We start from the raw sequence: 25,967 nt of genomic DNA on the forward strand, positions 1-25,967 counted from the left end.
GAGTGCCTTTCGCGCTTGGCTGACTTTATTCCATCGAACCATGAGGCCATTTCTCATTTTCATTTTGTCCGGTTATATCCTGATTTCCGCGTTTGCTTTTGAAAAAGAGTATTCAGCAACGGAACTGCGAAATTTGTACAGCAGCGGTAACCCGGCGATATGGCCAAAGCCAAACCTGGACACAACCGTCAAAAATTTCAGCGATATCGGATTGCTTGAAAAGCCCTTATTTCCCGAAAGCAATCCTTATTTAGCGGAAAAGGTGAAATTAGGCAGGCTTTTATTTTTCGATCCGAGGTTATCCGCATCCAAACAAATTGCCTGCTCTTCCTGTCATGACCCGGAATTAGGTTGGGGCGATGGGCGCCACCTTTCTTTTGGTCATAACCGGCAAAACGGAAAACGAAATGCGATGACGATTTTGAACACCGGCCACTACCAACGGTTATTCTGGGACGGCAGGGCGGCAAGTCTTGAAGAACAGGTTGTGTTTCCGGTGCAGGATCCTTTGGAAATGGCCCAGAACCTGAAAACCATGGAGAAAAATATCCGTAAAATTAAGGGGTACCGATCCTATTTTATCGAAGCGTTCGGCTCCGACAAAGTTACGACAGACCGCATTCAAAAAGCCATTGCTACGTTTGAACGGACAATCGTAAGCAAACAAACGAGGTTTGACAGCTTTATCAGCGGCAACTCAAAATCTCTGACAGACGACGAAGTGATGGGTTTGCACCTGTTTCGCACCAAAGCAAGATGCATTAACTGCCACAACACCCCCCTTTTTTCAGACAATCAGTTTCATAATGACGGGCAAACTTTGTACGGCTCCAAGATGCAGGATTTCGGTTTGTACAACCAGAGCCGGAAGAAGGAAGATATAGGCAAATTTCGCACGCCTTCATTAAGAGAAACCAACAGCACAGGGCCCTGGATGCACCATGGCAATTTCCCGACACTCGTTGATGTTATTGAGTACTACAATCTGGGCAATCCTTCGCCCATTCAAAAAGTGGTAAAAGTGGACGAGTCCATGCGACCGGTAACTTCACCCATTCTACAAAAACTGTCTTTATCCAAAACAGAACGCGTGCAGCTGGAAAGTTTTTTACGTGCCATTTCTTCTCCCTCACAAAAAATAAACCCTTTCCCATTGCCTGAATAAACGGATTAGCAACAGAATTACAGATTATAGTCCCCCAGATACTTTTCCCGGATCATCCTGCAATGATGGACGTTATGACCAACGGCCATCCACCCCAAACTTCTTGCGGTGTAAACGGTTTCGTTTGGAAAATCTTTAAAATCCAGCATTTCATTTGTCATGTTGCTGAAAAGACTGATCGTTGCGTCGCGTACGGTGAATAGCTCATCGGCAATATCCGCTAGCGTGCGATTTTGCGCGTTGAAGTCTTTGCGGTAATGATCGCCCTGCGGAACTTCAAGATAAACATTAACCCGCCTCGAATAACAAAAAGCTTTGTAAGCATAATAACGCTCGTCGTCCGCCAGATGAATAAAAACCTGTTTGATCGTCCATTTACCTGCTTCATAACTGAAATCTTCCTTTGAAAAAGGAATGGATTTGATCAGCTCCATCATCTGCATTTTATTCTCCTGCAAAGCCTCTATCAAATCGTTTCCGCTCGTCAAACCGAAAAAATAAGGATACCAGGAAGGCGCATCGGCCAGATTCGGACGATCAATTTTTATCATATTTTATACTTGTTTTACTGCATGCCTGGTAAGGTAAAGAGCATGGAAGTGTAAGTTTACCGGTTTCAGTTACCTTTATGCCACGTATTTACGCAAAAGAAAGAATTTAATGAAGGCATTTTTCAAACAGCTGAACATGCTCACCGACGATGAGCTGAATCAACTGGACCCATACATGACCAAAAGAACACTTAAAAAGGGCGATTTTCTGATCCGGGAGGGGAAAGTTTGTGACGAAGTCGTGTACATCAGCAGCGGGATACTGCGCTCATTTTATCTTTCCGACAAAGGCGAAGAAATAACGTATTGCCTTACTTTCGAAGGAAATATGATGACTGCATTTTCATCCCTTATCACTGGAAAACCGACCGAAGAAGCAATTCAGGCGCTCACGGATGTGGAGCTTTTGGCAATAAAAAAAGCTAACCTCGACGCGCTTTATGAATCTGCTAATGCATGGCTGAAAGTTGGTAAATACCTGACCGAATTGCAATATGTGGGACTGGAAAACCGGATTTTCAGCTACCAGAAATATTCCGCCAAAAAGCGCTATGAAGAACTGATGGCCAAACAGCCCGGGCATGTTTTAAAAATTCCTGTGCAGTACCTTGCTTCATTTCTCAACATCACACCCAGACATTTAAGCCGGTTAAGAAAAGAAATCAGCCAGGAAGTGTTTTAGGACATTTGTCCTGTTTTTAGATAAAACACGCGGTTACTTTTGCAGCATACCCCGAACAACTGCTGCTTGCAGGTTTCAGGGGTAAACGCTAAAAACACAACCGACATTCCGGCATGAAAAAAATACTGGTCATTAACGGCCATCCCAATCCCGAAAGCTTAAATCATGCGCTCGCATCGGCATACATACGTGGTGCTGAAATATCCGGTGCGCACATTGAATATCTCATCATTTCGGAGCTGAATTTCAATCCTAACCTGCGTTATGGTTATCAGCAGCGCACAGAACTGGAACCGGATTTGCTTGCTGCCTGGGAAAAAATACAATGGGCAGATCATTTGGTATGGGTCCACCCCGTCTGGTGGGGCGGGCTTCCAGCACTGATGAAGGGCTTTATCGACCGCCTGTTTTTACCGGGCATGGCTTTCAGATACCGGGAAAATTCAGTTTGGTGGGATAAGCTGTTAAAAGGAAAAACGGCTCACATCATCACTACGATGGATCAGCCCGGCTGGTACTATTTCCTTTTTTTCGGTCAGCCCAGTATTAACCAGTTAAAGAAATCGACGCTTGAATTCTGTGGCGTGAGTCCGGTGAAGGTGACGCGCCTGGGAATTATTAAGACCGCTTCTGCCGAAACGATTCAAAAATGGATTCATAAGGCCGAAATTTTAGGAAAAAAGCTAACTTAAAGCCGGAAAGTCGTACCTCTAAAAAAGTTTTGAGTGGAGAATTTAAAGAAACATATCGCCGCATCCTTTCTGCTCAACGAGCAGGAAACCGCTATTTTCCTTAATTCCTTCACCAAAACACAATTCCGGAAGCATGCTATTTTTAGTCCGGAAGGCAGGATTTGCGATCATGTCGGTCTCATTGAAAAAGGTTTGATGAAATGTGTTTACAACAAAAACGGCGAAGAAGTAATATTTGAATTCGCATGTGAAAATAATTTCATTTCAGATTATTACAGCTTCGTGACCGACACGCCATCTGAAAAGGAAATTCGATGCCTGGAAGATTGCGTAGTGTACGTGATCTCAAAAACCGAGCTGAACAAACTCGGAAAGCAATTTGCATTCATCGAACGTATGAGCAGGCAAATGAATGAGTTTTTGTTTTTAAAAATGCACAACCGCCTGAAATCTGCACTTCTTGATTCTCCTTCCGAACGCTATCGAAAACTAGTTTCTGAGCGGCAGGATCTGGCTCAGCGGATTCCTCAATACATGCTTGCTTCCTACCTTAACGTTAAACCTGAAACGATCAGCCGGATCAGAAAAAAGATCTCAACTTCTCACATTTCTTGATCCGGATCAACGAAATCAATCGATTGGCTCACCTAGCTTTGTACCGCAATATACTTCAAGTACCACCGGGAACTGTCGATCCAATGGAGCAAATCAAAATCTTAACGAAACAGACTCAGGATGCCTACAACTGGGCGAATAAAATTATCCGTTCGATCCCGGTCAGTAAATGGGAGCACATCCCGGAAGTAGTGGAAACGAATGTAACCTGGCAAATCGGACACCTAACTGTCAGTTTTTATTTCCACTCCATCATGGTTATCAAAGGTCACCAAACACCGATCCTTAAAAAGATTCCGTTGAAAACTTACGATGCATTGTTCACGAATGCGCTGCCTGTTTATTCAATTGAAAAAACAGAACCGGAAAAACTCTTTGAGGATTTTATTTACATGCAGCAGGAATCCATAGCGATGATCAAATCGCTATCGGATGCAGAGCTGGAAATGCCTTTGGAAGTTACGGACGTACCTCACCCCATCGCCCGAAACAAATTCGAAGCACTGGATTGGAATATCAAACATACTATGTGGCACTGCGGACAACTGGGCATTCTGAAACGGGTTATCGACAGCAGGTTTGATTTTGGGTTGAAAAGGTAAGCAAACCGCGTTACTTCTTTACATGATTCTCAAACAGAAATACCCCGTTTTTGTTCGCTACCACGATATCCGGTTTTTTATCGCCATTCATATCCTGTACCGTGATATTGAGCCCAGAGCCCGAATCGTTGTCAATAATATGTTCTTTGAATAAAGGTTCTTTTCCGCCGCTGAATTCTATCCATAAAATTATTGCCGGATCGCTGTCGCCGGGATCGTGACCATGGTGCGCGAGAAATCGCTTCCCCGTTATGTAATCTTTTCGTCCGTCACCATTCAAATCCGCCATGATCGACGAATGTGTTTGTGCCGTGGTTTTGCTGATCAGATGTGTCGCAAAATACAGACGCCCTTTGCTATCGGTGATCTGCTCATGCCACCAGATTCCCATTTGGTGTGCAGAGGCACTCACCACATCATTTTTCCCGTCGCCGTTGACATCCAGAATTTGCATATGAGAGCAAGCCTCGCCTAAGCTGGTATTATGAAATATCCAGTTGCCTGCTTTCGCATCCCGGGTCCCTTCAAACCATCCGTCATGTACGGTAACGTCGTTGATTCCGTCATTATTAATGTCTCCGTAGCCGATCCCGTGTGAAAACGGTTCGGTTCCCGGCACATTTTCTTTGCTGATTGGGAAACGTTTCCACTCCGTTTCTCCGGGTTTGGTTGGTGCCTGTAACCATACAATCTGTTTTGTCGCTTTGTCACCACAAAGAATTTCGAGCCTTCCATCGCCATCGATATCAACGAAATTCGGAGATTCATTCGTAATTCCCACCGATTCCACAATCATATGTTTTTTCCATTCCCCAGGTTTATTCTGCGGATTTTCGAACCAGAAACCAGGTTTGCCTGGAAAATCAACAATCACCACGTCATCCCATCCATCCAGATTCACATCCATCCCCATGTTCAAAAAAGAATTACTGTATTCTTTCAACGGATCAAACACACGGGAAGGCGCAATTTCGTGTTTTGCCCAGTTTGGCGCTTCAAACCAATAATAACCGGCTATGATATCTATTTTGCCATCCTTATTAACATCCGCAACCGCCGCACCTTCCGAGATAAAATCGCCGGTCAGTTTGGTTTTCCTGAAATCTTTGGACGTCGGCTGAGCGTGCGAAAGACTCATCCAAAGTGGAAAACACAAGATGATACTAAGCCAAAATCGGGGTTTAGACATGCGGTTGTCAGTTATATTGAGATGATCGGATTGTCATTACTGATAGAAGGCCGGCAGTTACTTAAACTAATGATTTATGGATTTAAAAATTTCTCCAAAAGTAGTTAGGCCCGGTTGGCGTAACCACTTGCTATGCACGTCAGATCGTTGAACGCAATCGGGAGTTCATTAAAGTTTGTTTGACGTAGGTCGGAGTTCGTTGGATCGGAGTTCGTTGGGCGTAGTTTATTGTTGGACGTAGTCTCGAGACTACGTCCAACAATAGTCACCAGACACGTTTACCTATCTTTTCCCCCGGCTAATCTGCGCTGGGTAATTAGAATCAATTGGTTTTTGTGGGTAGGAAGGTCTAAAACCCGCTGGATCATTTACCCTGAGATACTTTGTACAAAGCCTCGGTAGCACTGTTTACATGCAGTTTCCTGTAAATACTCTTAATATGAACGCGAACCGTTTCGACTGAAATCGTCAATGCAGAGCCGATCATTTTATAGCTGTAACCTTTTACAAGAAATTCCAGAATCTCATTTTCCCGTTTACTGAGAAGTTCAAGATTAGGGTCTTTTTTGGTCTCGAATTTGGGGATAAACCCGAGCACTTTACGGGCAATGGAGCCCGACATCGGAGCGCCGCCAGTTAATACATCACGTACAGATGCCTGCAACGATTCAAGATTTTTCTTTAAGATATACCCGTTTGCACCTGCACAAATCGCATTGAAAACATTGTCATCATCCTCAAAAACAGTGAACATCAAAACGGGAACATCTTTATTAACAGAACGAAGCTCCTTTACTGCATGTACACCATTGCTGTGTGGCATTTCTATGTCCATTATGACGAGGTCCGGCTTATAGCGAAGAACATCCTTTTTAACGAAACTGGCATCTGTAATGGCAGCCACTACCTCGCACGATTTGTCCCATTCAAGAAGTATCACCACGCTGTCGCGCAAGCTTTCGTTATCTTCGTAAATGAGGATCTTTGGAATCATGTGTCAAATTTAACAAAGTTCATATACCAAAAACATACCATATTCAGGTTATTGGAATCAGTAAATGAACCATAGTTCCTGAGTTATCTGGTATAACAGAAAGGGCTCCTCCCAGCTGCCTGGCACGTTCCATCATACTTTTTGTCCCGGTACCGGTCCCATCTCCTTTCCAGTTTCCATTGTCTTTGATTTTCAATTCCAGTGACTCCTTATTTCTGCCGAAGGACACCGCGACCTGAGTCGCCTGCGCATGTTTAGCGATGTTACTGATCGCCTCTTTGCATATCAACAGTAATTCCTTTCTTGTTTGGATTGGCAGTTCTTTGTCAATAAGTTCATCACCCAGTGAAATCTGGATTTCAATATCGAGCGCTTCCAGCGTTTGCGAAGCATACTCTCTTATTCTGGCTACCAGACTTTCGATCATTTCGTTCTCTGACCGAATTGCCCATACGATATCACTCATTTTTTCCTGCACAGTTTTACTTTGCCCGGCGATCTTTCCAAGCATTTCCCTCGCTTGTTGAGGATTGGAGGAAAGTGCTTTTTGAGATACATTGCTCAAAATATTGATGCTGGTAAGCGTGCTGCCAATCTCGTCATGCAGGTTCTTACTGATGTTGTTCCGAATAGCCAGGAGGTCGGCCTGTTGTTGGATCTTCTTCCGCAGTTTGAACCGGTTAAGCCACGTAAATCCCGTTAACAACCCCAGAGCCAGAATTGCGAGCAACAGGTTTCGTATCATTCTTTCATTATCCAGCTGGCTGTCGACCAGCTCGGTTTCCTTTTCCGACAATGCCAGTTGTTGTTCTTTGTTTTTGGTAATTAAGCTCTGTTTTTCAAGGGCTTCATCATTTAATTTTTTCTCGACCGACAGCAACTCTATTTCGGCTTGTTTCCGTTTAGCTTCCAAAAAGTTTCCCGCAATTACGGCCTCTTGTTTCTCAATTTGCAGTTGTTTTAATTTTTGGAGTGTATTCAGCCGTATTATTTCTCCATCCTTCTTCTCCGTTTCGTACAACGTGCGGATCTCAGTGATTTTCACCAGATTACTTTTCTCTGAAATACTGTCACGGTAAGCGATGTACTGTTTGTAGTTGAAATGGGCCTGTTTAAAATTCTTTCGTCCCGAATGGAACATACTTATCTTTTCATAAGCATTGGCAATGTTTTCCTTGTTGTCCATGGCAATTGCGAGATGCAATCCCTTCTCATAATAAGCGATGGATTTCGCAGAGTCGTTGGCAGCATTAGCCAAATTTCCCGCCGAAACGTACAGTCTGGAAAGCATTTGCTTGTCATCAATCTCTTCAAAGAGCGCTATGCCTTTTGTTTGCCAGGTCAGTGCCTCCGGATAATTTTTAGTTTTAGAATAATAAGCAGACAGGGCGGAAGACGCAGAGGCAATCAATTTAGTATTCTTTAACTGTTCAGCATATTTTAAAGCCTGCTGCAAATGGCTTAGTGATAGCGGATAAGCTCCTTTGATAATATAAAGTTGCCCGATGTTGATATTTGTAATGGTCAGTCCCTTTTTATCATTCAGTTTTCTTCTGATTTCAATACTTTGCAGTTGATAATGAATCGCATCGTCGACCTTTCCCAAAAGATAAAATAAAGAGGCGATATTGCTGTACGTCTCGCCCATACCCTGTTGCGCGCCATTCTTTTCATAAAGGGTTAAGGCTTTCAAAAAGCTTTCCAATGCCTTACCTTTCTCCCCTTTGGCGAGATACATGGAACCGAAATTACTATAAACCTCAGCTGTTTTTTTGGACGCTGCCCGTTCCAGACCAAGGGCAAGTGCCATGCCAAAATAATGTTCGGCGTCTTTGTTTTTCCCTTTTTCCATGTACTGGATCCCCTGTCTGTTATAGATATTGATCAGCAGAATGGTATCTTTGAGGTGCTTCACGATGGGCAGGGAAAGCGAGTCAAACCGGTTCATTTCACCTGTTTTACCAATAAACTGATTTAACTCTGCCAGTTTATCATAGCAAATTGCGACATAATGCCGGGCATCAGAATTAATGGAAAGTTGTAACGCCTGGCTCAGTTTAGTAGATGCCGAGTCGTATTCCGAACGTTTTATCAAAGGTTCAGAAGATGAAATCAAGTCTTGAATATTCGGTGGCGCAACTGCTCTGGTGCTCTGAGCAAAAGCCTGGATAGTGCCTGCATAAGAAAGCAACTGAAGCAGGCTGATTACGAAAGTCTTGAAATTCATCATTTAAGAGAGTCGTGTATTGGATAAGTCACGGTTTACTGACCTACCTCCTCCTCAAAAGTAACATATTGGAATCCTGGGCTAGCTCCATTAAATAAGTTTTTTCATATTTTTCAGTTCTACATTTCAACCTGCATATTTGACCGCCCCGGCAATCAGCTGGTGCCATTTCGGAAGAACCGGGATGATCCCGCGTCCCCGAAATGTCCCTCGTGAATTTTGATTAAAAATGGCCCTTCTACAAAATGTCAGTAGTCTGGAATTTTCCCTTGGTAAGAACGATTGATTTTCCTCCTTCAACATTTTTGAATGTACCACTGAACTCACCGGCAATCTTTCCAGGCCCAAAGGAGCGGCAGGCAAGGAGCTTTCGGTGATTTTTACTACGAGAGGATCTGTTGATTTTTTATCATACTTGTAGTTCAAGCCATTGTAGACAAGAGTTAAACCACTGTCGGTCTTAAAGTTTGTAGAATAATCGCCACTTCCCGTGTATCCGACAATGGTCATCGATATTAAATCTTTTTGGGGACTGTTATTACTTAAAATAGTAACATTGATCCCGGCTCCAATCTGTGCATCGACCGCACCGCAGGTTCCGGTCCATACGGTACCATTTACTTCCACAGACATGGTACCCGTTTTTTCATTTTTAACCGGACTGATGTCTTTGCCGCTTTTTTTACAGGAAGTAAAGACAACAGACATAAGGACGATTGCTATAATTTTTGAGATTTTCATGCTAAACGGTTTAATTACAGGGGTATGTTCACGCGCTTTAATTTAAAATTTCCGGTAATTAGCTGATGCTGGTACTGGGCGCATTTACTTTCGGGTTTATAATACACATTGATATGAAAGCTGCCTTCGATAACACCGCCGTTTTCGCTACTATATTTGGTGACGTCGATACTTTGGAAACCCACCTGCATCTGTTGTTCACTACAACGACCGTCCTTATCTGGAGGCAGCCGCCAATAGTTTTTACGATTGTCATACGCCATTAAAGGAGAAGGGGTCGATGTAATCAAACCTGACCTGGTTCTTTTAGTGTAGCTCGATGTATTTTTGGCACCAGAATCTTCCTCCCGAAATTGATATACCCCTTCATGGGTTACATTATCAACGCTGAAACCAACATTGAATCCGTTGGACTTGGTGGGGTCAAGGTAGTTCAGCGCACCAAAGGCAACGACCATCTGATTTCCAAGAAAATTGCATCCGGCAACTTGTTTTCCCATATTGGTTTCCATGGATACAAATTGTTTAAAGGTGTAATTTTCTCCGACATCAAAAGTAGCATCCACGCCATAGTCGGCTAAGTTCTCCTGTGGTATTGGTGTTTCTGATTCCCGGCTGCATCGACCCGCCATCAGGACAGGGACACAAAGCAGTATGAATTTAAAGGCCAGTTTTTTCATGTTGCATTCCGTTTTTTTCTTCTATGTAGTTTGTGCAAAAGTGAGTCTTTCCCGACGTAGTGGTCTGGGTTATATTGACGGAAAGAACAGAACCGGCAAATTTTTATCGACGTGCAAATTTGGGATATAAGGCCATGCACTTCAATACCATATAAGGGTTAGGGGAAATTACGTGGTTCGATGGAGCAGCAGTGGGGATTTCAATTCTTTTGGCCACAAGAATACTGTGATATCTGAATTAATTTTCCATCCCAACGGCGACTCACTCCGGCCGAGGAGTTCAATATGCTTGCACCGAATTTAAAAGTCTGTTCGAAGAAAATGCACTTGTGGTCAGGAGTATGAGCCGTAAAGGGAATTGTTGGAATAATGTGGTTGCTATGTACTTTTTTAAACCTTAAAACCCGAATGTGTTTATCAAAATAAATTTATCAATAAACAGCGGAGATTGATTTTATTTGATGTTTCGGTCAGAGAACAATGACGTTCGGACGTAGTCTGGAGACTACGCCTAACAAAGTCAGAGACCGATGACGCTCGGACGTAGTCTGGAGACTACGCCCAACAAAGGGGAGACTACGCCCAACAAAGGGATTGTTATATCACCGATAGAATTGGAAGAATTTTTAAACAAACGGAAGGTTGCTGCTTACACCTGAATGCTTTATTGTTAAAATTCCAGCATCGCCTTCAACATATCCAAACAAGCTCCCAACAAGCCTGTTTTTGCAGCATTTATTTGCACTTTCTTGCTTAAATCACTTTTCCAACACCTTCCCAATCAATATTTGCGTTTCATGGTTTTCGTGAGAATCTGCTTTGCCCAGGCGGTCGTTCAGGTCTTTTAAGACCTTTTTGGACTCATCTGTTCCTATTGCCGCAACTCGTTGTATGGTGTAAGGCAATATCTTTGGGAGTTTTGCTTTTTCAGCCAGTTGCAATGCCCTTTTCATATCCAGCCCGGCTAAGGGCTCCGCGGCATACCACACCATCAACGGCAGGTTATGATCGTCTTTATCTTCCGATTTTTGAACCAATGCCTCCACAACATCCCAGCGCTGCGCAGGTTCCAGTCTCAACATCGCAGAGGTGAGATACAACCTTACCAGAGCCGACTGGTCATTTTGGGCCAGGGTCACGAAACGCTTCAACGTTTCGGGAGATACTGTTTTGTTTTCAGCTAGTAACTGAATTGCCCAGCTTCTGACATATTCATTTTCATTCGTCAGTAAACCGGTCAGATCTTTTTCATTTAAACCTTTTGTAACATGAAGCGTCCATAAAGCCCGAAGTTTTCGGGTTGCATCCGGATTTTTAGCCAATATTTCTTTCAACGCTTTATGCACTTTCTTATTTGCGCCACGTTCCTGCAAAATGGTCCTAGCCTGACGAACGTACCACTCATTCGTATGGAGCTGGTACTTTACCAGTTCCATATCCGATGCTTTTGAAAGATCCACTTTGACCCATTTATCCTGCTCATGTGTAATCTTGAAAATCCTCCCCATCGTTTTGTTATGTACATCCGGGTTCGGGCTGTGGCACTGGTTTTTATCATACCAGTCGATGGCGAATACAGAACCGCTTGGGTCATACTTGAAATTAAGCCACTGCGACCAGGAGTCGTTCATCGATAGGAAGTCGTTTTTGTGAGTGGCCTCATAACCGGAACCGGATCGTGTTAAGTGATCAATATTCAGTTTCGCACCGTTGATGTTATTCATAAAAATATCGTTACGATACTCCTTCGGCCAGCTGTCACCTCCCAGATAAATCATCGCTCCCGCATGTGCGTGCCCTCCTCCTGCCGAAGCTGAACGAAAATTCCCCGCATGCGGTCCACGCTCTCCCACCCAGTGGACATGATCTGCAATTGTTTTGATATCATCGTAAGTATAGGGGTTAAAATGCTTTCCGGCCTGACGCTGATAACGAGCGCCCTGAATCACGTGATACATATGTGGGATCACACAAACCGTTATAAAGGGATGCCCATAATCATTAAAATCGATTCCCCACGGATTGCTCGAACCTTCCGCGAAAACCTCAAACTGATGTGTGGTCGGATGATAACGCCACACGCCGGCGTTGATTTTTGTCCTTTCGGCGTCTGTTGCACCCGGCTTTCCTACGTTCGAATGAGTAAAAACACCGTGTGTCCCGTAAAGCCAACCATCGGGCCCCCATCTCAGATTATTCAGCACTTCATGCGTATCATGTGTTCCCCAGCCGTCGAGCAGTTTCTGCGGAGGGCCAGCCGGTTTATCATTTTTTGCATCAATGGGTATAAACAAAAGATAAGGCGCAGCACCCAGCCAAACACCACCCATCCCCACTTCAATACCACTGACGAGATTCAATCCTTCGGTAAAAACTTTTCTGCTGTCAAGTGTGCCGTCACCATTGGTATCTTCAAAGATCAATATCCTGTCTCTCCCCTGTCCTTCGGGTGCCGGAACCGGATAAGTATGTCCTTCAACCACCCAAAGTCTACCCCGTGCATCGATCGTAAAACTGATTGGACGGATAATATCAGGCTCTGCTGCTGCCAGCGTCACGTTAAAACCTTTTGGCGGCGTCATTGCTTTTGCCGCTTCCTGCCCCGAAAGTCCCGCATTCAGTACAGGATCGAGCGGTGGAAGAATGATGATATCCTTCTGTTTAAGTTCATTCGGGAAATCAGGACGGGTGGGGTAAAACAAAAACTCGTCAAAATTAATATGCGCCCATTTATCATTCGGGATATAAGGTATTTGCGAAATACCCGTCTCGTTATCAATAATCCTGATAAAAATCTCTTTGTTCAGATAAGGCTGTAAATCCACAACCGCCGGCTGAAGCGTAGCGCGCCCCTGTCCCGTAATATGATAAATAATCTCATTCGTCCCCGCCAGCACCAGCTCAACCCGGGTATCCTGTAACGCTCCGCCGGATACCCTGAAAGCGGCAAATGGCTGTGTCACCTTAAACGGCACAGAAGTTAACGTACCCGTCAATTTATAATTTGTGTTACCACCGCTGCTTAGAAAATATTTCCCCTCAAAGCCAATGTGCATATCTTTTTCATGCACCGGCGAAGGATCCTGCGACACCAGCGGATTCGTAAATGCATCACCGGTTGCCGTCCAGTCTTTCAAAGTACCGGTTTCAAAATTCAGGTTCAACACTTGCCCGTCTTTAACAGGAAGCTGCCCTGCCACAGTTTTATCAGATATAACGCCTTCTACCACTTCAAAACTCCCAACCATCCCCGCCGCGCGATGTCCAGGCACAGAACAATAATAAGTATCACTTTGCTCTGCCTTGAAAACAATACTTGTCGTCGCACCTTTTTCGATAATCACCGTACTTTTCAACCCCAGTTTTTCCAGCGAAATGTCATGGGTCATCAATTCTCCGTTGGTAATTTTAATTCGGACACGATCACCTTTATTTGCTTTTAACGTAGGATTCCGCGCGCCATCCGGTGCAAAAAAACCTAGCATGGTCGCTTCAAGTGTATAATCCCGGTCAAAATGCGTAGTGTCTTGCCGGACTAACCTGGGCAAACCAGAGCCATAAGTTGCGGACAACGAGCAAAAAATCAGAAAAACCGGGATTAGAAAACGAAATGCAGACATAATAACAGGTGGTAAGTTTGTTAGGAATATTCGCCTTTATATTATAATGTAACCCATATGAACAGATCACTATAACTAGATAAAAGACCGTTTCCCTCATTTCTACGCATTGGGGCTGAGCTATTATTTATGCTCGTCGGATATATGTGACAAAACTTTTAACAAATTTTATAACCTACTTTGATTCAGCGATTTTCCTTTTTACCTTGTTTCAAAAGATTATTCTTTCAGATTAAACAAGCCCGCTAAATTTTATGACAAAAGCAGATACGGTTGCACAAATAGCAGATGCAACCGGAATTCCAAAGGAAGAGGTAGAAAAGGTTCTGGAATCGTTTTTCATAACCGTTAAGAATTCAATGAGCGGAGGGGAAAATATTTACATCCGCGGTTTTGGCAGTTTTATTAATAAGGAAAGAGCTGAGAAGACAGCAAGGAATATTACATTGAAATCGACTGTGATTGTCCCGGCTCATGTCGTTCCACATTTCAAACCATCGAAGGAATTTGTTAACCAGGTGAAGGAAGGCAACAAGTTGACATAAACTAAAATTCGAAGTAAGCATCCAGTCTGTAATCCCGGAAAAATTCTTTCCGGGATTACTTTTTTTATACCCTCCGATTATATTAAAATATTGTCCGAAAAGTAAGATTTACCCGTTCGGCAGCTTTTGTTGTCATTTTCGGGATCCTGTGCTCCCAATGATGCTGCAAATCGCCTTTCATGATCAGCAGGGAGCCGTTTTCAAGATGCAGAGAATACTTGCGCTGGTGGTCCGTTTTATGGCGAAACTCAAAGTTTCTTCCCTGCCCAAGGCTCAGCGAAGCGATATTCGGTCTTTTGCCCAGCTCCGTCTCATCGTCGCTGTGCCATGCCACTGAGTCATTCCCATCCCGGTAATAATTCAGCAAAACGCTGTTAAAGGATAACCTGGTCGAACTTTCAATTTTTTCTTTCAGATACAAAAGTTCGTCCGTCCAGAAAATGGGGTCAAACCGGCTACCGGAAAATGCGTAAGATTTATTTTTATCGCCATACCACGCCATCAGCCTTGGCGTCAGCAGTTGTTTTCCATACATCATAATCGTGCGCTGCTGCCAGGGAACTTCACTAATGATTTTTTCCATTACCTCACGACTCTCTTTCTGGCTTAAAAAACCCGGATAATATTCCAGGAGATTTTCCGGGAATACCAGTCCCTCATCCTGATTAAATAAGTGCAGCTGATTCATAATCTGATTTAAATCCTTATCTTCAAACAAAATACCCTCTTGCCAACGGTGCCTCAGAAGCTTCAGTCTTGCTCTATTGTTAAACAATATCTGGCGTCGAAAGTTGCAGTTGCAAACGATGCTCATACCTCTCGTTGATCGTTGGGATTTGACCGATTAAGTAACCTTTATTTGAATTTTTCAGTAAAAACAATAAATATTTTAAGGGTAACCAATGGATTTTTCGTCTCGGTTTTAGTCAACCCTGGGTGATATTTTATTTGGAATTAATTAATGCAGCGAAGATTATTCCGAAAACTCAACAAAAATGGGAAATGAAGTAATTTTACCTGACGAACATTCAGAAAATTTAAAAGCCGAGGTTTTTAAGGGTGATCCGCTATGGGATTCACTCAAAGAAGGAAGTAATAGTGCTTTTGAAAAAATATTCCGGCTTTATTACCCTGCGCTGCTTAATTACGGTCTCCGGTTTCACAAAGATGAGGAAGAAATCAAGGATTGTATTCAGATCCTTTTTCTGAATATCTGGGAAAGGAAACAGTTTCTGGGCGCATCCGAATCTGTTAAAAGTTATCTTCTCGCCTCTCTGCGCCGATTAATCCTGAAAAGGAAAAAACAGGAACCTTCTTTTGTAGAGCTGGATTCCGACGGATCCGATACCGACAAAGAGTATTCCGGTTTTAATATTGAGTTATCCGTTGAAGTAAAAATAATTCAGGACCAGACACTCAGAGAAAATATTTCTATCCTGCAAAATGCGATACAAAACCTGCCCGACCGCCAGAAAGAAGCGCTGTATCTGAAATTTTACAATGAGCAGTCTTTCGGTGATATTGCGGCGGTAATGAATATCTCCACGAGAGCCGTTTACAAACTGATTTACAAAGCATTGGATGCACTTAACCGCGAGCTGGCACCACAAACAAAGAATGTCCCTTTTGTAATCAGTATTTTTCTTTCGCTTCTTTTTTCAACGCCTCCCGAGCTTACGGCAAAGGCCGGACCGCTTGCTTCACTTTTAGAATAATTTATTTCAAATTGTAACTAATTAGTTATTAATCAGTTACCCTATTCTATTTATTATTTATAATAAATTCAAGAAAAAAAATAACAAACAGAGGGTCACTTAGCGATTGTTCGAGCTCTATTTAGATAAAGAACTAAGCTAACAAAAGTGGAAGAGCAGAAATACAAACATTTTAAATGTAACGATTTCGTGCTGGATGATGATTTCAGGGAATGGCTTAACGGCCAGGCCCCGGAAAAAAATCACCTTTGGGAATCGTGGCTATTGGCCAATCCTGCGGGCAGGATCGAAGCCGAAAAAGCAAAAACGGTTATTTATGCACTTCAAATTAAAGGGAAAAAACCCGAAACCACGGACATTGACCAGCAATGGAAAAGGCTTGAAACCTCGATGGCCACGGTTAAACCATTGACTGCTGAAAGCAAAGAGATCACCTACGGCAGAATTTTCACGGTCTTAAAATGGATGGCCGCGGCATCCATCGTATTGGCCGTTATTTTCGCAACGGACCGTTATCTGCTTTCGGGCCGGCAACATACCGCGCTGGCACCCGTTGAGCAAAGATCAGACAATGGTCAGCAACGCGACATCATACTTCCTGATGGTACGCGTGTCAAACTGAATGCGGGTTCTGTGGTGTCCTACCCTGCCCAATTTGCCGATAACCTTCGGGAGGTTACGCTGACGGGAGAGGCATTTTTTCAGGTTGTGTCTATGAAAAATGCTCCTTTTATTATTCATACCGGTAAGGTCACTACCAAAGTACTTGGCACCTCCTTTAACGTACGGGCTTATCCTGAAACGGACGATGTTCAGGTTGCCGTGGTAGAAGGAACGGTAAAAGTAAGCGCTGAGATTTCTTCTTTGAAACAAAAAAACAGTGTCTGCCTTACCAAAAGGGAGATGGCAACTTTCGAAAAAAACCGCCAGGCGTTAACGATCAGTCCCTATGACGAGGCTGAACAAATCGGATGGAAAGATGGTGTTTTACATCTCGAAAAATCCGATTTCGCCAGCACGATCATCAAACTCGAACGCTGGTATGGCGTCAAAATCAACATCAACAAGGATTTAAAACCAGATCCGACCTGGCGGTTCAGCGGAAGTTTTCAAAACAAGCCGCTGGGATATATCCTCAACGTGATGCGCTACCCCAACCGATTCTCTTATTCAATTCAGTCCGACATAGTTAACATTCAATAATATTGAAAGAAATGGGTGCAGATACGAGCTAAAAAAAACCGGTAATCCAAAGATTACCGGTTCAGTTGTGTGGCCCTACCGTGCATAAGAGTTGGCGCTCAATCAGGTTACGGAAAAGGCCAAGTGTAATGAATGTCAATTCAAAACCTTCAAAAATATGGAATTTAAACTACTACAACAAATTGTAGCAATGTCCAGGTATGCAGTAATCGGCATGGTTTTACAATGCCTGTTTGCCGGGCTCCTGTCAGCCACCGACAGTAGTGCCCAGGAACAGAGTATTGAAAAAATCTACATATCCATTAACCTCCGGGATGTTCCCCTGGAGGACGCCTTTGTTGTCATCAACGAAAAGACAAAATTCAATTTTCAATACGACCAAAAGCTTGTTCAAAACAAAAAACTCGATCTGAATTTCGCAGAAGCCAGTATCGGGAAACTCTTGCGTCATATTTCAAGGGAAGCAAATCTGAGTTTCAGCCGGATTAATGAGACCATCTATGTTTCTACCGCGAAAAAACAATCGGTAACCGAGACAATCAATGCTGCCAGCACCGTAACAGCCTCGCTTTCTGGAAAATCAGATATGTCTGCATCTTCGGTTGAAGATTATCATGCTAACCATTTGAAACAGGTTGTTTCAAATGGACTTTCTGCCATGGCGATAACCGTATCCGGCGTCGTTAAAGGCGATAACGGCGAAGTGCTTCCGGGTGTAAACGTAGTTGAAAAAGGCACTGTCAACGGGCTTTCTACCGATGTAGACGGAAAATACAAAATCACTGTCGCGGGTAACAGTTCCGTACTGGTTTACAGCTATATCGGTTATGTTTCGCAGGAAATTCCGGTGGGTGGACGAAGATCCATCGATATAAAACTGGTTTCAGAAAACAAGTCACTCGAAGAGGTGGTCGTGGTTGGATATGGAACGCAGCGTAAGGAAAGTGTTGTCGGTGCTATTACCCAGGTTGATAACAAAGCACTGATGCGCTCTGGCACCTCGAACGTCACCAATGCCCTTGCCGGTAAACTTTCCGGTGTTTTCACAATGCAAAAGTTCGGTGAACCCGGAAACGATCACTCTGAGATCGTTATCAGGGGTCTGTCAAGCTGGAACGGATCTCAGCCGCTGATCATGGTGGATGGTGTGGAAAGAGATTTCAAAGACATGGACCCTAATGAAATTGCGACGATTTCTGTTCTGAAAGATGCCTCCGCGACCGCAGTTTTTGGAGCCAAAGGAGCCAACGGAGTTATCATCGTAACAACCAAAAGAGGCACAATTGGAAAGCCGAAGCTTGATTTTACGGCTTCATATGGCTTATCAAAAGCGACACGAATTCCCGATCATATCAGCTCTCACACAACCATGTCGATGTACAATGTTGCCCTGATGAACGGACAACAGTTTACTGACCTGATCCCGCAAAATGTACTGAACGAATATAAAAATCCTACTACTCCCCTTAACAGTCTCAGATATCCGGATGTAAACTGGTTTAAAACAATGACAAAACCTTTTGCAGCCAACGCCAATGCTAATTTCAACGTATCCGGCGGCACAAATTTCATTAAATACTTTGCATCTATTGGCTACGCCTATCAGGGCGACTTTTTTAAAGCCTACAACGAAGGCTATGACGACACACGATATTGGTACAACCGGTTTAACTATCGTACCAACATTGACTTTAACCTGACAAAAAGCACAACTTTATCACTGAACGTTGGCGGTGAAACAGGCATTAAAAACCAGCCAACCGACACGCCATGGCGAAATTTATATTCAACCGGTCCGTCACGTTATCCGGCCTATTTCCCGGCCTGGGTTCTTGAACAGGTTCCTGACCCGGATTATCCAAACGACAGCGGCGAAAGGCTCGTGATGAATTTCGGAGAATTCACCGGCAATCCATATACCACCATGAACCAGGGTTCATTTAACCGCTATCTGGAATCGAAACTCTTCACGGATTTGATCCTCGACCAGAAACTTGACGGCGTTACAAAAGGATTATCGATGAGAGGCAAGGTTTCCATGAGTACTTATTACAAGAACCGGTCATTAACCGCCACTTATACTTTTCCTCAATATCAGTTGAATTATGACAAAATCGGAACAGAAGAAAATCCGTGGTTCCGCAACGGTCAGGGCAATGAAGTATTCCAGCAGGGGCCGCTTGATATCAACGTAGGAGAACTGGAAGGAGGTTATTACAAAGATCTCTATTATGAATTCGCTCTGAATTATAACCGGGCATTTGGCAAACATAATGTATCAGGACTGGCTTTGGTAAACCGTCAGCAAAAAGATAAAACCATTGAATTCCCATATTACAACCAGGGCCTTGTCAGTCGTGCAACCTATGACTATGCTGGAAAATACCTCCTGGAAGTAAACGTAGGATATACCGGTTCCGAGCGGTTTGCACCTGGAAAACGTTATGGTTTTTTCCCGTCAGGAGCAGCAGGCTGGCTTATTTCAGAAGAGAAATTTATGAAAGACCGTGCTCCCTGGATCAGTAAACTTAAACTCCGTTATTCCGATGGTAAAGTCGGTAGCGACATCGCAGACAACCGGTGGTTATATCTGAGTGATTATTTTAAAGACAACGCAGGTTATATCCGCGAAGATCTTGGCCCAAACCTTTATTCTCAGTGGGAAGAAGCCAGAAAAAGAGATTTGGGAATCGAACTCGGGCTTTGGAACGACAGCTTTACATTCAGTGTCGACTTCTTTGATGAGCGGCGCAAAAAAATGCTTCTTAATCCCCAGAGTGTGACCATGCTCGTGGGTAACTCATTTAAAGAACTTAACCTGGGGAGACTGAAAAAACACGGTATCGAACTGGAAGCAGAGTACCGGAAAAATACGGCAAATGGCTTTAATTATTTCGTGAAAGGAATTTTCGGATTTAACGAAAACCGCATTCTTTTCAAGGATGATCTGCCTTATGCATTCGACTATCAAAAAGCGGCAAACAAACCGCTTGGCGCACAGTTGAGCGGTGTTGAGCTCACCGGGACTGGCTATTTCACTTCGGTCGACGATATTCATAACAACGTTTCACCGATTGATGTGAGCAAGCTCAACGTGGGGGATTACAAATATCTGGACTACAATTCAGATGGCAAGATCACCAACCTTGACAAATATCCTATTCCCGGGTCGGAATATCCCTCAACGACTTATTCATTTTCCGCAGGGTTTTCTTACAAAAAGTTTGATTTCAACTTCATGCTTCAGGGCGTTGTAGGAAAATATGTTGAGTTCAATCAGCCATACGAAGTCGAGTTTATCAAAGGTGACTGGCGTGTACACGCTTCGCAGCTGGATTACTGGACGCCGACCAACCCGAATGCCGGACATACGACCCTGCATTATTCCAGCGGAGGAAGTACAGACAACCTTTTCTGGGGCGGTGGTGAAGCCGACAGAGGTTTCGACATTATGGTGAAAGACCGCTTCTGGAGAAACGCAAGTTTTTTAAAGGTGAGAGAAGTTTATGCTGCCTATAATTTCAGTTCCAAGTTACTGAAAAGGGTAATCGGCACCTCCAATCTGGTCTTTTTCGTGACCGGAAACAACCTTTTCACTTTCACCAAACTAATTGAAGGTGATCCGGATAGCAAGGATTTCAACCAGGGATTCTACCCGCAGATGTCCAGTATTAAGTTCGCTATCAAAGCGGCATTTTAAAGCTAAATCCTATTACGATGAAAAAATATATCTCAATATTCCTGTCAACGGCAATACTCGGTTTGGTGCTGACTTCCTGTGTGGAAGATTATCTGAACAAAGCGCCAGAGTCGGGTCTGACGACAGAAGATGTGTTCTCTAAATACGAAAACTTCAAAAAGTTTTTCGACAGTGTTTATGAGGGCAATAAAAAAGACGGCGATACCTGGCGGGCTTATAATATAAAAAATGCCTATCCGCTTTATTTCGAATTCTGGGATCAAAAATACACCCTGGAATCGCTGACTGACATGAGCGACATGGGCCGTGTGATGGATGCCCAGGTTATAAAAAGCGGCCAGATTTCGGCAATCATTAACAAAATGACCTATGATCCGCAGAGACGCCCGATCCTGGGGTCCATGTTCTCGATCATCAGAATCTGTAACGTCACTTTGAAAAATATTGGTATGCTCAAAGATGTAAATCAGGTGGATGTCAATGATTTTAAAGGACAAGCGCATTTTATCCGCGCATTTGCACATTTTGAACTGTTTCGTCTATGGGGCCCTATGCCCTATCTGAACACGGTGATCGGTCCGGATGACACGTGGGATATTGCAAGATTATCCAAACACGAAACCCTTGTGCGGATAGCGGCGGATATGGATAGCGCAGCAGCCTTTTTTGCACAGGCAGATCTGATGCGCCGGGATCCGGGGCCAGGTGTGGCAGGCCATTTGAATAATCCCGAACAAAAACGACCAACGGGTGTGGCAGCCAAAGCATACAAAGCACGTGCACTTTTGTATGCTGCCAGTCCGCTCAACAATGAACGGGGTGCAGCCGACTGGGAAGAAGCCGCCAAAGCAAACTGGGAAGCCATCCAGATTGCTGAGAAAAACGGATATGAGCTGTTATCTCTGGCAGATTACAAGAAAAACTACATCGGAACCACCTATTCCAACGAGCAGTTGTGGGCCTGGTATGCAGGAACAAAAGCATATAATGACGGTAACCTTAATACCCAGATGAACGGTATTTTCGGAGGCGGCAAAACGGGCTGGTCAGGAGAATGCCCTACGCAAAACACCGTTGACAAATTTGAAACGAAATGGGGCGAACCTCTCAACACCGCCGCCGACAGACAAGCTGCTGCATCCGCCGGCCATTACAATGAACAGGATCCCTACAAAGACCGTGATCCAAGATTCTATATCGATATCATTTACAACACAGCCCCGATTCCTGGTTATTCTACTGCAAAAATATATTACGAAACCAACAACGGGTCAGCGGTTTATTCGCAGCTCCTGGATCCGTCGTATGCGGGAATCACAAGAACAGGTTATTATGAAAGAAAAACCTGGGGAGAGCAAAGTGTGAATAATAAAACCACACCGCAGTACACCGACCCGCTGATCCGGTTGGGAGAGTTATACCTGAATTATGCAGAGGCTGCCAATGAGGCATATGGTCCAAACGGGATGGCTCCCGGCGCCTCTGTTTCGGCTTTACAGGCTTTGAACAAAATCAGAACGCGTGTGGGAATGCCTAACGTGCTTCAGGCGTACAGCGTTTCAAAGGACAAATTACGTGAACGGATCAAAAACGAGCGCGTCATTGAATTGTGTTTTGAAGGCAGTCATTATTACCATGACATCCGCCGTTGGAAAGATGCTCCGCAAGTGATGGGCGGGCCTTTGTACCGTGTCGATATCGAGAAAGTTCCGGTAAGTACAACCTACCCTACGGGCTACAAATACACCCGCATGCCTTTGTCCGCCGATCGTCAGACACGCTGGAAAGATGCGATGTATTACCTGCCGTTTAACACGGAGGATATGTACAAGATGAAAAACTTTGTTTCCAACGAAGTGTGGTAGATCAATCATTCCTAACAGACAATCATGAGATTATATAAATTTTACACCCATTATATCCTTTTCAGTCTGTGTCTGCTCTGCTTTTTTACAGGCACTGACACGCATGCACAGGAAGGAAAAAAGCAAAAGCCGGTCACGGTCAATCTGAAAGTGACGGATGAAAAAGGTGACCCGATTCCCGAGGCAATGATCATTGTCGGCGAAGGAACCATTTACGCCCAAACCAATGCAACCGGTGATTTTGATTTTGAAGCATTACCGGAAGATTTCGTCTCCATATCATCTTATGGTTATAGCAAATCCGTTTTTCTGGTTGGTGATATCATTACCAACAGCGTGATCAAACTGAAAAAAGCAAAACTGTATACGACATCCGAAGACGTAGTCCCTATGCCTTTTATGGATATTAAAAAGAGGTTTGTAACAGGAAGTTATAAGACACTAAAAACGAGTGATCTTGAAAAATACCCGACCAATGACCTTCGCAATGCCTTTTCCGGACTTGTCAATGGTCTGGAAGTTGTTGAAAGAGATGGTTCACCGGGATTGAATGCGGAAGAGCAACTTGGCAATTTCCGGGTCACAGAGAAGATAGGTCTGAGCATGAGAGGCCGCAGTCCTATTTTCGTGATCGATGATATCCCTACCGATATCACTGAAATGCCCATTGATCCGCAAGAAATAGAATCCGTTACCGTCATTAAGGACATCGTTGGAAAGGCTATGCTGGGACCAAGAGGCGCTGACGGCATCATTTACATCAAAACAAGGCGGGGAAAAGTAAACGAGCGGGTTTTGAATGTAAATGCGGAAGAAGGCGTAAGCATCGTTGATCGTTTCCCTGGCTGGGCATCCGGTACAGATTATGCCAGACTCAACAATATGGCCAGAAGCAACAGTGCACTCGCACCTCTTTACAATGAATCCGACATCGCTGCCTATGGTAAAAACGATCCCTATGACATGTATCATCCCAATGTTGATTTTCGCAAGATGATGCTCAAAAATTCAAAATCATTCAGAAGGGTAAATGTCTCGTCAAGCGGTGGGAATGAAACCGTTCAGTATAACGCTTATCTGGGATACAACGGAGAAGGCGATATTTATAAAATTGGTGCCAAATCGGATTACAACCGTATCAATGTCCGCTCCAATATCGACGTCAAAATCAATGATCTGATCAAAGTTAAATTCGATTTTTTCGGCGGGCTCAGTCTGCGTCGCTCGGCAAATTATGGCTATAACGCCAACTTTACCAGCGACGATGGCAACTCTAACATCGCACTTGACCTTGTCGAGTTTAACTCCGCGATAAACGACATTACCAATACGCCCCCGATTGCATTTCCGGTCTATGCCGCCTTTGGTGATAACCCGGTAGCTCCCTGGTATGGTGTAAGTTCAAATTACAAAACCAACCCGATCGGAAACCTCATGCACAACGGGTACTACACCGAAACAGGCAGAACAGGCGCTTCCAACCTGACCTTTCAGTACGATATGAAGGAGCTCATTCCAGGTTTGAAATCCAATACCTATGTGGGGTTCAATGTTTTCAACAGCTTGCGTATCGGTAAGGCCGAGGATTACATTGCATACATCCCAACACCATCCAAAACGGCTGCCGGATTGGATACAATCACATTGGCCAAGGTACATGACGGTGTAGACATGCCCGGACAAGCCAAGTTGCATGATTATTATTCGCAGCGCTTTGTGGTATATGAAAACCTGAATTATGAAAAAAGCTGGGATGTTCACAGTGTTCAGGCCGGGCTCACGTATTATATTGGAAAATCTTCAAGAAATGGCATTGAAGAGCCGCAACGCCAGCAGAATGCTGTTTTAAACGGATCATATTCTTTTAAAGATAAATACATATTTCAGGGCGTACTGAACTATGCGGGAACTTACAGTTTTGCCAAAGACAAACGATATGCCATGTTTCCGGCAGCGGGTCTTGGCTGGGTGATTTCGGAGGAGAATTTTATGTCCGGATTAAAAGCGGTGAATTTCCTTAAACTGCGCGTAGAAGCCGGTATAATCGGTTTTGAAAGTTTCTTGCCGCCGTTTTATGATCTTGACCGCTGGGGCGTCAATACAACCGGTTCTCCTTTTGGCCCCTACTCTACGGGCCAGTGGTTTGGCAGTAATACCGATAACACCGTGTACCGCACCTCCCCGAGCCGGATCGGGAACCCGGACCTTACCTGGGAAAAACGCAAGGAATTCAGCATCGGTGTTGACGCTTTGTTATTCAAAAGAAAACTCTCTATTGAGATCAATTATTTCAATAACCTGCGTGACGGAATGGTTTCCCAGCTGACAAACACTGTTCCGCTTGTTGCAGGTATTTCTGGTTCCCGGCCCTGGTTTAATTATAATAAAATCAAATATTTCGGCGTGGAGACAGGTTTGCAATACACGGACAGGATCGGTGAGTTCCGGTTTTCAATTGGTGGCAATGCTACTTATCAAAACAGTAAGATCCTGAAATACGACGAGCCCAACTTCCGTTACGATTATCAGACTCGGCTTGGGGCCCCGCTTGATTCTTACTGGGGACAAACTTATGTCGGCAAATTCGCAACGGATGCAGAAACAAAGGAAGTACCGCAGATATATGACGAAGTTTTGCTGGCCGGTGATTTGAAATATCAGGATAAAAACGGTGATGGCGTAATCGATGACAATGACCAGAGTGAGATTGGCAATGTAACCCCAAGACTGATCTATGCGCTGAATATCCGGTTGAATTTCAGAAATATTGAATTAACAGCCATCGGAAACGGCCGTGCTTTTTACGACATCCCGATGACCAACAAGTATTTCTGGAACGGCTGGGGCGACAATAATTATTCTGATTTTTCAAAGGATAACATCAACGGCGCCTATCCGAGAATGACCTATTACAAAGTCAATAACAACTTCGTAGGCTCAAACTTCTGGCTTCGTGACGGCGGATACTTCAAGATCCAAAATATAGAACTGGCTTACAACGTACCTGTAAGACCCGGAAATATAATCTCTTCAAGAGGGATCCGTCTCTACGTCAGGGGCGCCAATCTTTGGACATTGTCAAAAATAAAAGACGTAGATCCCGAGTCTATCAACTCCGGCGTGACCGTCTATCCCTTGTTCAAAACATTTTCGGCAGGTGTTAAACTAACATTTTAACTAC

At 44.0% G+C, this 25,967-nt stretch carries 19 protein-coding genes; 11 read left to right on the forward strand and 8 right to left on the reverse strand.

Translation table 11 applies throughout. The features are described 5' to 3' along the window. The first annotated feature begins 40 nt into the window (after positions 1-40). Positions 41-1,165, forward strand: a complete 1,125-nt coding sequence (locus M1L62_RS07900; protein ID WP_254412490.1) for a cytochrome-c peroxidase — start codon at positions 41-43, stop codon at positions 1,163-1,165. A 17-nt stretch (positions 1,166-1,182) separates the two neighbouring features. Here M1L62_RS07900 and M1L62_RS07905 read toward each other — a convergent pair whose 3' ends face one another. Then, positions 1,183-1,716, reverse strand: a complete 534-nt coding sequence (locus tag M1L62_RS07905; RefSeq protein WP_254412491.1) for a DinB family protein — start codon at positions 1,714-1,716, stop codon at positions 1,183-1,185. A gap of 109 nt (positions 1,717-1,825) precedes the next feature. On the opposite strand from M1L62_RS07905, the gene M1L62_RS07910 reads away from it, so the two are divergent. From M1L62_RS07910 to M1L62_RS07925, 4 genes are all read left to right on the forward strand, one after another. Then, on the forward strand, positions 1,826-2,398 hold the full coding sequence (locus tag M1L62_RS07910) for a Crp/Fnr family transcriptional regulator (protein ID WP_254412492.1): 573 nt from the start codon (positions 1,826-1,828) through the stop codon (positions 2,396-2,398). Positions 2,399-2,511: 113 nt separating this feature from the next. After that, complete coding sequence (locus tag M1L62_RS07915) at positions 2,512-3,090, forward strand: NAD(P)H-dependent oxidoreductase (protein WP_254412493.1); 579 nt, start codon at positions 2,512-2,514, stop codon at positions 3,088-3,090. Positions 3,091-3,123: 33 nt separating this feature from the next. After that, a complete protein-coding gene (locus M1L62_RS07920; protein WP_254412494.1) occupies positions 3,124-3,705 on the forward strand; it encodes a Crp/Fnr family transcriptional regulator in 582 nt (193 codons plus the stop codon). A gap of 83 nt (positions 3,706-3,788) precedes the next feature. Continuing rightward, positions 3,789-4,307, forward strand: a complete 519-nt coding sequence (locus M1L62_RS07925) for a DinB family protein (RefSeq protein ID WP_254412495.1) — start codon at positions 3,789-3,791, stop codon at positions 4,305-4,307. Positions 4,308-4,317: 10 nt separating this feature from the next. Here the strand turns inward: M1L62_RS07925 and M1L62_RS07930 are convergent, their stop codons facing one another. From M1L62_RS07930 to M1L62_RS07955, 6 genes are all read right to left on the reverse strand, one after another. Beyond that, entirely contained in the window at positions 4,318-5,445 is a 1,128-nt protein-coding gene (locus tag M1L62_RS07930) for an FG-GAP repeat domain-containing protein (protein WP_254412730.1), read from the reverse strand. Positions 5,446-5,860: 415 nt separating this feature from the next. After that, positions 5,861-6,490 carry a response regulator gene (locus M1L62_RS07935; RefSeq protein WP_254412496.1) on the reverse strand — a complete coding sequence of 210 codons (630 nt, stop codon included), beginning with the start codon at positions 6,488-6,490 and terminating at the stop codon, positions 5,861-5,863. A gap of 43 nt (positions 6,491-6,533) precedes the next feature. Continuing rightward, the gene (locus tag M1L62_RS07940) at positions 6,534-8,720 is read right to left on the reverse strand and encodes an ATP-binding protein (protein WP_254412497.1); all 2,187 of its coding nucleotides are present in this window, start codon (positions 8,718-8,720) and stop codon (positions 6,534-6,536) included. A gap of 123 nt (positions 8,721-8,843) precedes the next feature. After that, on the reverse strand, positions 8,844-9,458 hold the full coding sequence (locus M1L62_RS07945) for a hypothetical protein (RefSeq protein ID WP_254412498.1): 615 nt from the start codon (positions 9,456-9,458) through the stop codon (positions 8,844-8,846). A 14-nt stretch (positions 9,459-9,472) separates the two neighbouring features. Continuing rightward, positions 9,473-10,138 (reverse strand): hypothetical protein, encoded by a 666-nt coding sequence (locus tag M1L62_RS07950; protein ID WP_254412499.1) that lies wholly within the window; start codon positions 10,136-10,138, stop codon positions 9,473-9,475. 758 nt (positions 10,139-10,896) lie between these two features. Further along, positions 10,897-13,758 (reverse strand): PVC-type heme-binding CxxCH protein, encoded by a 2,862-nt coding sequence (locus M1L62_RS07955; RefSeq protein WP_254412500.1) that lies wholly within the window; start codon positions 13,756-13,758, stop codon positions 10,897-10,899. A 254-nt stretch (positions 13,759-14,012) separates the two neighbouring features. Between M1L62_RS07955 and M1L62_RS07960 the strand changes: the two genes are divergently transcribed. Beyond that, entirely contained in the window at positions 14,013-14,303 is a 291-nt protein-coding gene (locus tag M1L62_RS07960) for an HU family DNA-binding protein (protein ID WP_254412501.1), read from the forward strand. Between the two features lie 82 nt (positions 14,304-14,385). On the opposite strand, the gene M1L62_RS07965 is transcribed toward M1L62_RS07960, so the two are convergent. After that, positions 14,386-14,991 carry an alpha-ketoglutarate-dependent dioxygenase AlkB family protein gene (locus tag M1L62_RS07965; RefSeq protein WP_254412502.1) on the reverse strand — a complete coding sequence of 202 codons (606 nt, stop codon included), beginning with the start codon at positions 14,989-14,991 and terminating at the stop codon, positions 14,386-14,388. 307 nt (positions 14,992-15,298) lie between these two features. Here M1L62_RS07965 and M1L62_RS07970 point away from each other — a divergent pair, with 307 nt between their 5' ends. From M1L62_RS07970 to M1L62_RS07990, 5 genes are all read left to right on the forward strand, one after another. Beyond that, entirely contained in the window at positions 15,299-16,018 is a 720-nt protein-coding gene (locus M1L62_RS07970) for an RNA polymerase sigma factor (protein ID WP_254412503.1), read from the forward strand. 147 nt (positions 16,019-16,165) lie between these two features. Further along, on the forward strand, positions 16,166-17,221 hold the full coding sequence (locus M1L62_RS07975; RefSeq protein WP_254412504.1) for a FecR family protein: 1,056 nt from the start codon (positions 16,166-16,168) through the stop codon (positions 17,219-17,221). A 157-nt stretch (positions 17,222-17,378) separates the two neighbouring features. Beyond that, positions 17,379-20,921: a SusC/RagA family TonB-linked outer membrane protein gene (locus M1L62_RS07980; protein WP_254412505.1), complete on the forward strand. Its 3,543-nt coding sequence runs from the start codon at positions 17,379-17,381 to the stop codon at positions 20,919-20,921. Between the two features lie 17 nt (positions 20,922-20,938). Next, complete coding sequence (locus M1L62_RS07985; protein ID WP_254412506.1) at positions 20,939-22,786, forward strand: RagB/SusD family nutrient uptake outer membrane protein; 1,848 nt, start codon at positions 20,939-20,941, stop codon at positions 22,784-22,786. Between the two features lie 24 nt (positions 22,787-22,810). Next, positions 22,811-25,963 carry a SusC/RagA family TonB-linked outer membrane protein gene (locus M1L62_RS07990; RefSeq protein WP_254412507.1) on the forward strand — a complete coding sequence of 1,051 codons (3,153 nt, stop codon included), beginning with the start codon at positions 22,811-22,813 and terminating at the stop codon, positions 25,961-25,963. Positions 25,964-25,967 lie beyond the last annotated feature (4 nt).

It is taken from the genome of Dyadobacter diqingensis (genome assembly GCF_024220585.1).
GTDB lineage: Bacteria > Bacteroidota > Bacteroidia > Cytophagales > Spirosomataceae > Dyadobacter > Dyadobacter diqingensis.